We start from the raw sequence: 15468 nt of genomic DNA on the forward strand, positions 1-15468 counted from the left end.
TTAATAATATATTAAAATAATATTGATAAAATATAATCTAGGCTATATAATATAAGCAATAATAATTTTAAGGAGATTTTATTAATGAAGTTTTTTATAGATACTGCTAATGTTGATGAAATTAGAAAAGCTAATGATATGGGAGTTATTTGCGGAGTTACTACAAACCCTTCTCTAATAGCTAAAGAGGGAAGAGATTTTAAAAAAACTATAGAAGAAATTACTACTATAGTTGACGGACCTATATCTGGTGAAGTGAAAGCTACTACTGAAAAAGCGGAAGATATGATAATAGAAGCCAGAGAAATTGCTAAAATACACAAAAATATGGTAGTAAAAATTCCTATGACATCAGAAGGATTAAAAGCAGTTAAAGTACTTTCTAAAGAAGGAATAAAAACAAATGTTACTTTAATCTTTTCTGCTAATCAGGCACTTTTGGCAGCAAGAGCAGGTGCAGCTTATGTTTCACCATTTATAGGAAGACTAGATGATATATCAATCGACGGACTTGAACTTATAAGAACTATTTCTGATATTTTTGCAACTCATGCAATAGAAACAGAAATTATTTCAGCAAGCGTACGCCATCCTATACATGTTACTGAATGTGCATTAGCTGGTGCTGATATTGCTACTGTACCATATAGTGTAATAGTACAGATGACTAAACACCCATTAACTGATCAAGGTATAGAAAAATTCAAAAAAGATTATGAGGCAGTTTTCGGAAAATAATTTATTATAATTATATTTTGTAAAGAGAGGTATTTTATTATAATACTTCTCTTTTTTGTTTTTTATTAAATCCCCGCCCTTTTAGATTTAAAAGCTTTATTTTTTTAATAGGTTTTAATTAAATTTATAAGTTTGTATTTTTTAAGCATACCCGCCCAAGCGTAATTTAAATTTGCACTTTACTCCACGCACGTAGAGATGATTTTTTAATACAGATTAATTAATAATTCTAACTTTACTAATATATAAGAATTAAGTTTAACGTGCGTTTAATGATACCTAAATATAATCTAATGATGATGTTAAAATAATATAATAAATTTAAAACCAATCTACGAACTGTACTGAATTTAATAATTTTAACTGCTCTTCTCTTCTAGCAATCTCTTTTTTTACTTCAGCAATGCATTCCTCAATTTTATATTTGTTTTTTTGATATTTGAAGATTTTATTTTGCTTTTGTTTGTCTGTCATTTTAGAAAATTTAGCTTATAATTTTTTTAAGAATATTTTATCTCTAATTAATTTTCTTTTCACATTTAACTTAAATATAGCTAGTTCAATAGGGATCTTAAAGGATTAATAATCATATAAATACCCACGAATTATTTTTTAGAATTATATATTATTTTACCAAAAAATAAAGACTGTGATATTTACAGCCTTTATTTATCCATTTATTATTTTTTATTTAATATTTTAGCTATTAGCAAGCTTTATAAACTCATCGGCTTCCATTATTGCTATACCTAAATCCTGAGCTTTTTTTAGTTTGCTTCCAGCTTTCTCACCTACTATTAAAATATCAGTATTTTTTGATACTGCCGACTGAACAGCAGCTCCCAATCTTTCAGCCGCCTCTTTTGCCGAAGTTCTTGTAAAACCTTCTATTGAGCCTGTTATTACAACATTCTTTCCGGTAAGAGGCGATTCCACTGTTACTACTTTTTCAAATACTGGATTAACTCCTGCTGCAAGTAAATCATCTATTAACTTTAATGTTCTTTCATTATGAAGGAAGTCGTAAATACTTTTAGCACTTATTTCGCCTATACCTTCTATATTTTGTAAGTCTTCAATAGCAGCTTTTTTGAAATTCTCTATAGAAGTAAAATATTTAGCAAGTAAGTCCGCAGTAGTTTCACCAACCTGACGAATACCCAATGCATATATAAATCTTTTTAAGGTAGTGTTTTTACTATTTTCAATGGATTCGAGCATGTAGCTTGCTAATTTATCTCCCATTCTTTCAAACTTAAATAAATCATCTCTTGTTATTTTGTAAAGATCTGCTGGAGTTTTTACAAGTCCGCTTTTTGTAAATACAGCAATCCATTCTTTGCCTATTCGCTCCATATTCATAGCAGGCTTTGAAACGAAATACTCTATATATCTTGTTATCTTACTTGGACACTCTTCATTGATACATCTTACTATTACATCGCCGTCAGTTACAGCAGTATCACCACCGCATACAGGACATTTTTTAGGAAACTCAAAAGGTTTGCTGTCTTCAGGACGCTTTTCTAATACTACTCTTGTAATCTTCGGTATAACATCGCCGGAACGTATAACTACAACAGTATCTCCGATTCTTATATCTTTTGATTTTATTTCATTAGGATTATGAAGTGTAACATTAGAAACAGTAACGCCTCCAACTTGAACAGGCTCTAATTTGGCAACTGGTGTTAATGCTCCAGTTCGTCCAACCTGCACTTCAATATTCTTTAAAACTGTTTCTTTCTCTTCGGGTTTGAATTTAAAAGCTACTGCAAATCTTGGAGCACGTGATAAAAATCCCAATTTCTCCTGATATTTCACATCATCAACTTTTATTACAAGCCCGTCAATCTCATAATCCATTTTGCTTCTTTTTTCCTGTATATCATAATAAGTTTCTAATACTTTTTTAGCGTCAATATTTGGATGTACTCCTTCCACTGTAAAACCTAAATCGGATAAAAACTCCATTGATTTATATTCATTAGTTAAATCAAAATCTTTATAATTAGCTATTTGATATGCAAAGAATTTTAATCTTCTTTTTTTACTTTCTGCACTGTCTAATTGTCTTAATCCGCCTGAGGCAGCATTTCTTGCATTGGCAAAAGGTATCTCTTCAAGCTCTTCTCTTTCTTTATTTAATGCTTCAAAATCTTTTTTTGTTATTAATGCTTCGCCTCTTACAATGAGTTTATTTTTTTCTTTTATGCTTTTAGGAACATTGCTCATCATCTTAACATTATTGGTAACATTCTCTCCAACTTGTCCGTCTCCTCTTGTGCTTGCTACTGTGAGTTTTCCTTTTTCATAAATAAGCTCTAAAGCAAGTCCGTCAAATTTATTTTCTACGGTGTATTTAATATTACTAGCATCAAGCTCTCTTTGCATTCTATTATCAAAGTCCAAAAACTCCTCTTCGTTCATAACATTAGAAAGAGAGTACATTGCAATTGGGTGTTCAAACTTTTCAAACTTTTCTAATATAGTGCCTCCAACCTTATTTGTAGGACTGTCATCTTTTTTTAATTCTGGAAACTCTCTTTCAAGATTTTCTAATTCTCTAAAAAGTTTATCGTATTCATAATCTTCTATTTCAGGGTTATCATCTGTATAATAAAGTTTATTATGGTAATTAATAGTTTCTGTTAATTGTTTTATTTTTTGTTTAGCTTCTTCTTTATTCATATTTATTCCTTGATAAAAATATTTAATTTATATAAATTTACTTTTTCATTTTATGTCTTATTATTAAATCTTCTAGCATTATTTTTATAAATTTGTATCCGTCTTCAGTATGTTCATTTAAATTGACTTCTTTTTCCTGATGTTTTCCATCATCTGATTTTATAACTTCTACTAATTTAGCCTGACCATTTTTTAATAATTCATCTACTTTAAATTTATAATCTTTGTCCATTAAAACCTCTATATTGTAATTTATACTATTATAATATAAAATGGCTTGAATTCAATACTTAAATTTAGGGGATAAATATGGTATTAGAACTTCCTTCAACACTAAAAAAAAATATAGAAAATATTGCCAAAGAAAAGAATATATCTGAAAGTAAATTGATAGAAAATGCTATTATAGAATATTTAGAAGATTATTATGATTATAAAATTATTTTAGAAGCAGAAGAAAGATTAAAAAAAGGTGAAGAATTATATTCTATTGATGAAGTAAAAAAAGATTTAAATATAAAATGAAAGTAAGCATTACAAAAACATCTAAAAAATCATTGGAGAAATTAGACAATACTATTCAAAAAAGAATATTAGATTTTTTATCTGATTTAGAAACATTAGAAAATCCTAGAATAAAAGGTAAATCTTTAAAAGGTGAGTTAAAAGAGTATTGGCGTTATAGAGTAGGTGATTATAGAATTCTAAGTAAAATTATTGATAACGAATTAATTATTCTAGTTATAGATATTGGTCATAGAAAAAATATTTATAATAATTAACCATAAACTACAATTTAAAGAATATGAATTATTATAGTCTTTTAACAAAGCAAAACTGATTTATATTATAATACATTAAATAATTATGAAATATAATTGTTTAGCTATATATAATAATAAAGCCCCATTATAATAATGAGGCTTTTATTTTTTATTAAATATTAAAAATTATTCTTCAACTTTTAAGTGAAGCTCTTCAAGCTGATCATCATCTACAGTAGAAGGACAGCCGCTCATCAAACATTGACCTTTCTGAGTTTTAGGGAATGCTATAACTTCTCTAATACTGTCTTGCTTTTGTAGAAGCATAATAACTCTGTCTATACCAAAAGCCATACCGCACATAGGAGGAGCTCCGTATTTTAAAGCATCTAGTAAGAATCCAAATCTTATTTTAGCCTTTTCATCATCTATACCTAAAAGACTGAATATTTTAGCCTGTACTTTGCTGTCATATATACGCTGACCGCCGCCGCCTATTTCGTTGCCATTTAATACCAAGTCATAAGTATCGCTTCTTACTTTTAACACATCTGTATCTAATAAAGGAACATCTTCAGGTACTGGAGCTGTGAATGGGTGGTGAGTAGCAGATATTCTTTTTTCTTTATGATCATATTCAAATAATGGAAACTCTACTACCCAAAGGAAGTTTAATTTATCTTTATCTATTAAGTTTAATTTTTCACCTACTTTTAATCTCAAATTACCTAATGCATCATAAGTAACTTTCGGAGTATCAGCAACAAAGAATAGTAGGTCTCCTTTTTCTGCTTTAGTAACTTCTAATATTTTTTTCTGATTGTCTTCAGAGAAGAATTTAACTATGTTAGATTCAAGTCCGTTTTCAGTAACTCTCATCCAAGCAAGTCCTTTAGCTCCGAATATACCTACATATTTTGTGAAGTCATCAATATCTTTTCTGCTTAATTTATCAACGCCGCCTTTAGCATTCAAACATCTTATTATAAATTTATTATCCAAAGCATTTTTAAATACTGCAAAATCACAGCCTCTAACAGCTTCTTCAACATTAATAAGTTTTAATTCAAATCTAGTATCAGGCTTATCGCTTCCGTACATTTCCATAGCATCATAATAATTCAATCTAGGAAAAGGAGTAGGTAGGTCAATACCATAAACATCTTTAACTATATTAGCAGTAACACTTTCCATAATGGATAAAAACTCATCAGTATTAAGGAAAGAAGTTTCAATATCTACTTGAGTAAACTCAGGCTGTCTGTCTGCTCTCAAGTCTTCATCACGGAAACATTTAGCTACTTGATAGTATCTGTCAAAACCGCCTATCATAAGTATTTGTTTGAATATTTGAGGAGACTGAGGAAGTGCATAAAAATCACCTGCATTTAATCTTGAAGGAACAAGGAAGTCTCTTGCACCTTCCGGAGTGCTTTTATTTAATATAGGAGTTTCTACATCTATAAAGCCGTTATCAGCTAAATGTTTTCTAAAGGCATTAGTAATTTGAAATCTTTTATATAGGTTATTAAATACTTTAGGTCTTCTTAAATCTAAGTATCTGTATTTAAGTCTTATATCTTCTCCAGTATCAATATCATCTTCAAGAAGGAAAGGAGGAGTTTCAGAGGTATTAAGAAGTTCCATTTTTTCAACCATAACTTCTATTTCGCCAGTAGGAATTTTTGGGTTAATCATCTCTTCGCTTCTAGCTCTAACTTTTCCTTCTACACTAATAACGTATTCGCTTCTTAAATCCTGAGCGTCATTATGTGCTTCTTTGCTTATTTCTGGATTGAATACTATTTGTACAAATCCTGTTCTGTCTCTTAAATCTACAAATATTACTCCGCCATGATCTCTTCTTCTTAAAACCCAACCAGCTAGTTTTACTTCTTTGCCGATATCATTTTTGCTTAATATTCCATTATAGGCACTTTTAAAACGCATATTAATTCCCTCTTAAAAAATTATTTATTTAATTAAGTTATTTTTTATTTAGTTTGAATAAACATAATTATTATATTATATATATGTATAAAAATCAATTACTTTAATCGTATTTTGGTAAGTACTCTTTGATATATTTATAGCTTAAAAATTATTCATTGGTAACTAGCTTATCTTCGCTTCCATTAACTTTGCCGTCTTTATCTACTTTTACAGTAAATATTTTAGACACTCCTTTCTCTTCGGCAGTTATTCCATAATAGGCATCTGCTATTGTGGCAGCTACTTCATCATGCGTAATGATTAAAAACTGAGTATTATTAGATAGATTTTTAACCATGTTCTTGTATCTTATAATATTAGCTCCGTCAAGTGCAGCGTCCACCTCATCTAATATACAGAAAGGACTAGGTCTGTACAAAAATATTGCAAATACCAAAGCAAGCCCTGTCATAGTAAGCTCTCCTCCTGAATATGACACTATATTTTCCATCTTTTTGCCCGGAGGCTGAGCGAATATATCTATAGGGCTGTTTAATAGATCCTCTTCATTTTGTATTTTTAATCCTGCATTACCGCCGCCGAATAATATTTTAAAAGTCTCTGAGAATTTTTTATTTATTTCATTAAATGTTTTTAAGAAATCCTCTCCTGCCTTTTTATTGGCGTCTGCTATAATTTTTAATATTTCTTCTTTTGATTTCTCTAAGTCTTCTTTTTGTTTGCTCAAAAACTCAAATTTATTTTTAGCTTCCTGATATTCGTCCAAAGCCATTTCATTAATATGACCTAGATTTTTTATTTTTTCATTGATAGAGTTTAATTTATTTTTAAATGCATCTTCATCTATAAGATTTTGAGTATTCTCTTCAAACTCTTTCAAATTAAGAGCATAATTTTCATAGAAATGAGTATATATATCATTAATTTTATCTTTGCTCTGATTTATTCTCTCGCTTACTCTTGTAATGTTTTCATTTGTTTCATTTAATTTTCTAACTCGTTTTGCATGGCTTACTTCAAAATTAGATAATGCCGATTCTGCCTTTTTTATTTCATTAGCTTTATGTCTTGATTCGCTTTCTGTTTTTGATTTTTTCTTTTCTAATTCTTTATAGCTTATAGAGTTTTGTTTGTATTCTTCATTAAGTTTTTTATAATCTTCTTCAAGTCTTGCTATTTTTTCATTGAGCGTTGCAAACTCATCTTCTATTATTTTCATGCTTTTTATTATCATCTCTTTTCTGTCTTCAGAGGCTTTTTTGTTAGTTTCGTATTTAGCCCTTTCTATTGTAAGAGTAGTAAGCATCGCATTAGATTTATTAATATTATCAGTGGATAATTTTATTTCATTATTTAAATCTTCCATTTTTTCTATATTGCTTTTAATAAAGTTTTCCAAATCGGCAATCTCTTTATCTATTGCCTCCTTTTGCATATATGTACCTTCTTTATCAAAAAGCAAATCAACGAAAGGGTCTTTTATTTTAGTATATTCTTTAAAAATGCCCTGTAAAAATAATGCATCTTTTTTTTCTATTTCTAAACTCTCTCCCAAATTTTTTATAAAGCCGCATAATGAATTAAAGCTAAGTTCATTTAAACTTGATAATACGCCTTCTTCTTCAAATTCTTTTATAGTTTTCATCTTTGTATTTATCGCATTAAGTAAATTATTAAAGCCTATATCAATATCACTTTCATGTTTTCCTATATTCTGATAAAAGCTGTTTCCCATAACATCTTTTTTCTTTTCATCAATCTCGCTTATAATTTTATTTATTACGTCAAGCTGTCTTTCTCTTGCGTCTGCAATTTTTAAAGTAGCGTTTTGATTTTCTTCTGTCATAGAAGATATTTTATCATTTAAACTTGCTATTTTATTTTGTTCATTTGCTATATTGGTTTCTTCAATTTCCTGTTCTTTTAATGATCTCTCTATATTTTCAGCTATATTTTTAACTTCTTCTTCAAGTTCTGCTATTTGAGTTTTATCTTCTTCTATTCTTTTTAAGAGAGTATTTTTTCTGTTAAGAGTCTCTTCTTTTTCTTTGCCTGCATTGTCAAGCTGATTCTTTAATTGGTTCGACATCTTCTCTATATGCGTAAGTTCCGTAACTATTAATGATACCTGTTTATCAAGCTCTATAGACAAACTTCTTGTCTCTTCAAATTTTAAAAGTTCCTGCTGTTTCTGATTGTCCAAATCTTGAAGTTCTTTTTCTAATTCCTGTTTTTTATTATTATGCTCTTCAAGGCTTTTATTCTGCTCTTCTAAAGTAATTTTTAATTTTTTTACCTGATTAACATTCAAGCTAATACTTATTTTTTTCTGTTCATCTTTAAGATTATAATATTTTTCTGTTCTTGCTGCCTGTTCTTTTAAGGATTTATAATGTTTTTCAGATTCTTTGATTTGTATTTTTACATTGTCAAGATTTCTTTCGGATTCTTCAAGTTTTTTGGCAGCCTCTCTTCTTCTTTCAAGATATTTACTAATTCCAGCTGCATTTTCTATAATGCTTCTTCTCTCTTCTGGCTTTTGTTTTGCTATTTCAGAAACTGTACCCTGCTTAATAACAGAGTAGGCATTTTTACCAAGTCCAGTATCCAAAAACATATCAACTATATCTTTTAAACGTACCTGCTCATCATTAATATAATATTCTGACAAGCCTTTTCTATAATATTTACGAGTAACAACAACCTCGTCTGTATCGTATTTTTTTATCCATCTTGATTTATTATCTAGCGTGAGTGCAACTTGTGCTAGTGAAGAAGGTTTTCTAGTATCAGTACCATGAAAAATTACGCTTTCAAGACCTTTTGAGCTGTCTATTCTTAATCTGCTTGCAGACTGCTCGCCCATAACCCATAGAAAAGCCTCTACTATATTACTTTTACCTATTCCGTTTGGTCCAAGTACTACAGTAACACCTTCATTAAACTCTATATTGGTTTCTATGGCAAATGATTTGAATCCGTGCAAATTAAGATTCTTTATATACATCTTGTTTCCTATCTTACCTTAATATATCTTTATAATTATACAATTCTATTAAAAAATAATCAATTAATTTAATCTATAATATATAATATATAAAAATACTATAAATTTATTTTAATTTTATTGATAAAAATATAATTACGATAACAAATTTTCGGTATAGTTATTTGTTATTTTAATCAAATAATATTGACATAAATGATTTAATATTTTATAATAGCGTTATGAAAGCAATATTTACTTTATTGAATAATACACTCGACACTCGACACTCGACACTCGACACTCGACACTCGACACTCGACACTCGACACTCGACACTCGACACTCGACTAATAATTTAAACCTTTCAAAAAAATCAATATCATCTGAAAATTATAATAATTATAAAAAAATATATTTTTCTTTATACGCATTTCAGTCAATATTTTCATTGCAAATAATTTTAAAACTTTATTTATTTAATTCAATCAAAAAACAATTATTTATAATAAGAAATTATCAAAGATTCATTATTATATATTTTCTCAATTTTTTGAGAATATTTTTTAACTATGATAAAAGCATTTTAAATAATGTTTTTTATAAAAATTATCATTTACACAAGGAGTTCTAATATGAACAAAAAATTATTATCTATTCTTTTTACTTTATTTTTATCAGGCATTTTATCTGTAAGCTGTTCAAATGCAGATAAAACAGCTCAAGGAACAGGTATAGACAGCAAATATGCAGGTACTTGGTTAGGAGGCGGAGATTTAGCAGGTCAAACAATTATTATAAATGCAGACGGTTCAGCACAAAATCAAACTGAGGGTGTTGATATGCCTGCTTCAAGTATAACTAAAAATTCTGATACTTCATATACAGTAAATTATACTCTTAATCCTAGCAGTGGATTTACAGTAAAAGGCACTATGAATATAGAATTTACTACTGATACTTCTGCTAATGTTACAGGTCAAAATATAATTACTTACCAAGGCGGAAGTGAAACTCAAAACATTAATGGTACTTTAACTAAGCAGCAACAATAATCAATCATATTCTTTTAATTAATGCTTAAACTATTTAAAAGTTATTAATTAGTTTAAGCATTTTATTTTTTAATTTCTTAATTACCGCACGCAGAATAGATTTTAAAATTAACTTTATTAATAATTCTAAACTTATGTGCACAAATAAAATTTTGCTATACGTGCGTGATTGAACGTATAAAATTTAAATCGCATTAGGGTGGGTATGCCCAAAAATAGTAGGTTTATAATTTTAATCAAAGTATATATAAAAAATAAAGCTTTTAAATCTAAAAGGGTGGGGATTAAAGTAAAATTTTTATATTTTTATTATAGTTTCTCTACTTCTTCTATACTTAATCCTGTTAATTCACTGATAAGACTTATATCCATATTTTTATTTTTCATATTTTTAGCCATAGATATTTGGGTTTCTTTAATACCTTCTTTAATACCTTTTTCAATTCCTTGTTCTATACCTTCTTTCAATCCTTCTTCCCTTCCTAATTTTCTTTCCTCATCAAGCATTATTTGATTACCATATAAATAAGTCTCTTTTTTCTCATATTCCATCATCATCAATCTGCTTTTCACAAAATTATTATATTTTTTCTGCACTTCCTCCATTATAGGTTTTTCTTTTACTATTTCAGACATAGACGCCTCCAAATTTTTACTTGTAAATACTTTTAGCCAGCAATTTAAATCTTTTGATAAAATATTTTTCTTAAATTTTTTTAACTCTATTATATGTATCTGTAGATGGTCAGTTAATAACTTTTTATTATTCATCTCATAGAGCATATAACATGAATGTATATTTTTAGTTTTATCTAAATTGAAATTAAGAAGATTAATACTTATCACTGGAGTAAGTTCATCATATCTTTCTCCATGCTTTAATAATTTACTGTAATTAACTGACCAATAATAAAGTATTCGTTCTGGAAATCTTGAATTGCCTTGTAATTGTATTTCTATTATAACAACAGATCCATTCTGAGTGATACATTTAACATCTACTATTGTTTCTTTTAAATTCCTATTTTTTTTTAAATTAAATGGAGTAAGAATTTCAACAGAACGAAAAGTCTTCATATTAGCATTAATCATTATAGAATTAATAAAGTCTAAAAGTATAGACTCGCTACTTCCTTTATCAGTAAAAAGATAACGTATGAAATAATCATTTAAAGGATTAAAATATTTTATTTGTTTTGTATTTAATTTCTTTTTCATAAATATATTATAATTAAATAATGTATAAATGTCAAAGTATAATTTTTAGATTTTATTTTCACACCCACCCTTTAAATTTTTTTATACGATTTGTTATTTATAAATTATTTTTCTTCTTTAGCTTTTGCTGTTACTCTGGCTGCCCACCCAAGTGCATTTTTAATTTATAATGCTAATCAACGCACGTTTAGTTTTATTCTTATAAGAAGTTAAAATTGCAATTATAAATTAGTTAATATTTTAAAAATCTGCTCTGCGTGCGAATTAATAATCAAAAGCATCTTCATCTATATCCATGTAATTGCCGGAGTAATAATTAGCCTTTTCTTTTATAAGCATTAAACGCTTTGGTATTTCCATCAAAAATGATGAAGGTATCTGCTCCATTATGCCAGAACTTATTCTTCTTTTTTTGGAGTAGGTGAGATAAAGTTTTCTTTTAGCCCTTGTTATTGCTACATAAAGAAGCCTTCTCTCTTCATCAATGCCCCCTTCCTCTTCAAGCGAGAAATAATGAGGAAAAACTCCCTGCTCTAAACCAGTTATAAATACAGCATCAAATTCCAGCCCCTTTGCATTATGCACAGTCATAAGAGTAATGTAATCTTCATTTTCGTTTTCTGTGTTAATGTCTCTATATAAAGTGTTTTCTTCCAAAAATGTTATCAGCGATGCATTAGGCTCTGTATTTTTGTAGTCGTAAAAACCTCTGAAAAGCTCTTTTATATTCTCTTCTGCTGTTATTATTCTTTCATTGCCTTCGCTTTTAAATATTGAAAAATAATCTATATCTTTTAAAAAATTAAAAAATATCTCTTCTATATGTATACCGTCTTCGTTTGAAATATCTTCTTTTATTTTTATGCCGTATTCTTCTATTATGCTTTTGTATGCCTTAATCGATGAAGCAACCTTTTTGCTTAATGATATTTCATCAGCATAATCAATAGCTTCATAAAGACTTATTTTTCTGGTATTAGCAAAGGTTTCTATACTGTTAAAACTCTTCTCTCCTATTCCTCTAGGAGGCACATTAACAGTACGCCTTACGCTGAAATTATCCCCAAACCCCATCATAAGCCTTAAAAAAGAAATAGAATCTTTTATCTCAATGCGTTCAAAAAATCCTACGCCTCCTACTATTTTATAGTTTATAGAATGAAGTTTTAATTCTTTTTCATATGCTCTTGATTGGCTGTTAGTCCTAAATAGTATTACTATGTCTTTAGCCTCAAATCCATTATCAAATAAACTCTCTATTTCATTAACTACACTTCTTGCCTCTTCCAAATCACTATAGCAAATCCAATTTTCTATTTTAAATTCGTTTGGTTTGTTTGAAAATACATTTTTTTCATGACGATTGGTATTATTTTTTATAATGCTTAAAGCTGCTTCCACTACATCTTTCGGACATCTGTAATTTTCTTCAAGACGCACTATTTTTGTATTAGGATAGTCTTTCTCAAAATCAAGTATATTAAGAACATCAGCACCCCTAAATGCATATATACTCTGGTCATCATCGCCTACAACTGTTAAATCATTATCAGCGTTCTGTGTTAATAATTTTATGAGTTTGTACTGCTGAGGGTTCGTATCCTGAAACTCATCTACCAAAACATATTTGAATCTGTTTCTATAGAAGTTAAGAACTTTTTTCTCCTCTTCAAATAATTTTATGGTGTTTAATATAAGGTCGTCAAAATCCATCACATTTTCATTTAATTCATGCTCTGTATATTTTTTGTATACATTTTCAAAAATATCCCTGTCAAAAGTAATTCCGTCATCCATATTGTTTTTTACAGCGGATATAAATTTGTTTATCATTTTTGGAGTAATACTTTTTGGAACTTTCTCTTCTTTCATTATTCTTTTAATAACGGATAATTTATCACCCTCATCTAATATAAGAAAATTAGACTTATAACCTAAAAAATGAGCATTCTCTTTTAATATCCTAAGACATGCGGAGTGAAAAGTTCTTATAAATAATCTGCTAGGCTTTATATCAGGTACAAGAGCAGATACTCTTTCTTTCATCTCATAAGCGGCTTTATTAGTAAAAGTAACAGCGATTATATTTTCGGGCGGAGTTTCAAGCTCATTAATAAGATAGGCAATTTTTCTCGTAATCACCAAAGTTTTACCGCTTCCAGCCCCAGAAAGAAGAAGAAGAGGGCTTCCCCTATGCAAAATACCTTCTCTCTGAACCTCGCTCACATTTTGAAGTATATCCATATCATCACCTTAAAAATTATTTTAGCATTCAGAATTATTTTTTATTAGTGTTATAATTTTTTACAGTTATTATATAATATTAAGTATAAAACTCAAATATTGTTATATTAAGTTATCATAATATTTTTTGCTGTTTGTATATATAAATTTTTTACTATTTATGTTATAATTAATTTTTATAAGGTATAAAAACAGCATATTTTTATAATTAAGGATAAAAAAACATGATAAAAAACAAAGAAAGACTTTTATGGATATTTCTTTTAATTTTTGTAGCGGCAATTTCTTTTTTCAACTTTAAAAGTCCTTCTCTTGCTATAGCCCAGCAGGGAAAGGCTCAGTCGGATAATGACTTTTACTATTACAGCCGCTTATTTCAAAAAGTATTTGCCACTTTGCAGCAGAATTTTGTTGATACCAACAGCGTAACAACAAAAAAATTAATGTACGGTGCTATTAAAGGAATGCTTGAGGCTACAGATGATCCATTTACATTTTTACTTGATGAAGAGCTTAATCAGGCTTTAAATACAGAGATGTCTGGAAGATACGGCGGAGTGGGGCTTTCTATATCAAAAAATGCTGATAAAGGTCTTATGGTTGTTTCGCCTATAGAGGACGGTCCGGGCGAAAAAGCTGGTATTTTATCTGGAGATATTATCACAGAAATTGATGGTAAAAGTACAAAAGACATGTCTGTTGATAATGCTGCTAATATCATGAGAGGAAAAGAAGGAACTAAAGTTACTCTGACTATAGTACGCGATGGAGTAGCAGAGCCTATTAAATATCCTCTTACAAGGGCAATAATAGAAATAAAAAGCGTTAAATATAAAATGGTTGATGATACAGTAGGTTATATAAGAATAACTACTTTCGGCGATGATACAGCTAGAGATTTGGAAGATGCTTTAATAGATCTTAAAAAACAAGGTATGAAAAAACTTGTATTAGACTTGAGAAATAATCCGGGCGGAAGACTTGATACAGCTATTAATATAGTAGAAGAGTTCTTAACAGAAGGAAAAATAGTATACACAAGAGGAAGAACAAAAAACGAAAATCAGGATTATTATGCTTCTAAAAAAGGCGATGAATGGCTTGAAGGCGATATGGTTGTATTAGTTAATCAGTATAGTGCTTCTGCTTCAGAAATACTTTCAGGAGCTTTGCAAGACAGCGGAAGAGCTAAACTTTTGGGTGAGACTACATTCGGAAAGTTCAGCGTTCAGTATGTACTTCCTTTAGATACCAGAGATAATACTTCTTTCAAATTTACAGTAGCCCATTACTACACTCCAAACGGAAGAAGACTTCATGGTAAAGGATTAACTCCGGACTTTGTAGTGGTAGAACCAAAATTAAGCAGTACAGATATAACAGCATTAACCGAACTTAGAAAAGGCGGACAAATATCTGCTTATGCTAAAAAATACCCTAATGAAAGTTCTGATGCTGCTGCTTTGCCTGCTTTTAAAGAAGAGCTTAGAAATCAAAACATTATGGCTAGTGATTATTTACTTGAGCGTTTAATATACAATGAACGTAATTTGGATAATTATAAAGAGATATATGATCTTCGCTATGACAAACAGTTAAAGGCGGCTATTGAATATCTTGAAACAGGAAAAGAACCTCCGCAAGATAAAGAAGAGCCTAGAGAAAATTGGTCAAATGAAAAAGAAGAAAATTAATAATATTTAATTATATAAAAGGGTGATAGTATTATTTATATTATCACCTTTTTTATATTATAATTAAATTAGCAGCAGGTATATTTTTGCGTCATTTTATAGGTAAAATAATTGACATATAAATA

Annotated in this window: 12 protein-coding genes; 5 read left to right on the forward strand and 7 right to left on the reverse strand. The window is 28.9% G+C overall.

Features of this window, described 5'->3' with window-relative positions; all coding sequences use genetic code 11:
• The first annotated feature begins 84 nt into the window (after positions 1 to 84).
• Positions 85 to 738 carry a fructose-6-phosphate aldolase gene (gene fsa / locus BMUR_RS07405; protein ID WP_013113983.1) on the forward strand — a complete coding sequence of 218 codons (654 nt, stop codon included), beginning with the start codon at positions 85 to 87 and terminating at the stop codon, positions 736 to 738.
• A gap of 321 nt (positions 739 to 1059) precedes the next feature.
• Here the strand turns inward: fsa and BMUR_RS14975 are convergent, their stop codons facing one another.
• The 3 genes from BMUR_RS14975 to BMUR_RS07420 form a co-directional block, all read right to left on the reverse strand.
• Complete coding sequence (locus tag BMUR_RS14975) at positions 1060 to 1212, reverse strand: hypothetical protein (protein WP_244833422.1); 153 nt, start codon at positions 1210 to 1212, stop codon at positions 1060 to 1062.
• A gap of 225 nt (positions 1213 to 1437) precedes the next feature.
• Complete coding sequence (gene ligA / locus BMUR_RS07415; RefSeq protein ID WP_013113984.1) at positions 1438 to 3429, reverse strand: NAD-dependent DNA ligase LigA; 1992 nt, start codon at positions 3427 to 3429, stop codon at positions 1438 to 1440.
• Between the two features lie 37 nt (positions 3430 to 3466).
• A complete protein-coding gene (locus BMUR_RS07420; protein WP_013113985.1) occupies positions 3467 to 3661 on the reverse strand; it encodes a hypothetical protein in 195 nt (64 codons plus the stop codon).
• Between the two features lie 77 nt (positions 3662 to 3738).
• On the opposite strand from BMUR_RS07420, the gene BMUR_RS07425 reads away from it, so the two are divergent.
• Both BMUR_RS07425 and BMUR_RS07430 read left to right on the forward strand, forming a co-directional pair.
• Positions 3739 to 3954, forward strand: coding sequence for a DUF6290 family protein (locus tag BMUR_RS07425; protein WP_013113986.1), 216 nt, complete (start codon positions 3739 to 3741; stop codon positions 3952 to 3954).
• Positions 3951 to 4211, forward strand: a complete 261-nt coding sequence (locus BMUR_RS07430; RefSeq protein ID WP_013113987.1) for a type II toxin-antitoxin system RelE family toxin — start codon at positions 3951 to 3953, stop codon at positions 4209 to 4211. The genes BMUR_RS07425 and BMUR_RS07430 overlap by 4 nt, the downstream gene beginning before the upstream one ends.
• Before the next feature lie 168 nt (positions 4212 to 4379).
• Here the strand turns inward: BMUR_RS07430 and aspS are convergent, their stop codons facing one another.
• Both aspS and BMUR_RS07440 read right to left on the reverse strand, forming a co-directional pair.
• Complete coding sequence (gene aspS, locus BMUR_RS07435; RefSeq protein WP_013113988.1) at positions 4380 to 6143, reverse strand: aspartate--tRNA ligase; 1764 nt, start codon at positions 6141 to 6143, stop codon at positions 4380 to 4382.
• Between the two features lie 151 nt (positions 6144 to 6294).
• Entirely contained in the window at positions 6295 to 9153 is a 2859-nt protein-coding gene (locus BMUR_RS07440) for a chromosome segregation SMC family protein (RefSeq protein ID WP_013113989.1), read from the reverse strand.
• A 614-nt stretch (positions 9154 to 9767) separates the two neighbouring features.
• Here BMUR_RS07440 and BMUR_RS14330 point away from each other — a divergent pair.
• Positions 9768 to 10187 carry a hypothetical protein gene (locus BMUR_RS14330; protein WP_013113990.1) on the forward strand — a complete coding sequence of 140 codons (420 nt, stop codon included), beginning with the start codon at positions 9768 to 9770 and terminating at the stop codon, positions 10185 to 10187.
• 309 nt (positions 10188 to 10496) lie between these two features.
• On the opposite strand, the gene BMUR_RS07450 is transcribed toward BMUR_RS14330, so the two are convergent.
• Together BMUR_RS07450 and BMUR_RS07455 are read right to left on the reverse strand one after the other, a co-directional pair.
• Complete coding sequence (locus BMUR_RS07450; protein WP_013113991.1) at positions 10497 to 11405, reverse strand: Rpn family recombination-promoting nuclease/putative transposase; 909 nt, start codon at positions 11403 to 11405, stop codon at positions 10497 to 10499.
• A gap of 264 nt (positions 11406 to 11669) precedes the next feature.
• Positions 11670 to 13649: an ATP-dependent helicase gene (locus tag BMUR_RS07455; RefSeq protein WP_013113992.1), complete on the reverse strand. Its 1980-nt coding sequence runs from the start codon at positions 13647 to 13649 to the stop codon at positions 11670 to 11672.
• A 224-nt stretch (positions 13650 to 13873) separates the two neighbouring features.
• Between BMUR_RS07455 and BMUR_RS07460 the strand changes: the two genes are divergently transcribed.
• Positions 13874 to 15343, forward strand: a complete 1470-nt coding sequence (locus BMUR_RS07460) for a S41 family peptidase (RefSeq protein WP_013113993.1) — start codon at positions 13874 to 13876, stop codon at positions 15341 to 15343.
• Positions 15344 to 15468: the final 125 nt, after the last annotated feature.

The sequence above is a fragment of the Brachyspira murdochii DSM 12563 genome (assembly GCF_000092845.1).
Taxonomy (GTDB): Bacteria; Spirochaetota; Brachyspiria; order Brachyspirales; family Brachyspiraceae; genus Brachyspira; species Brachyspira murdochii.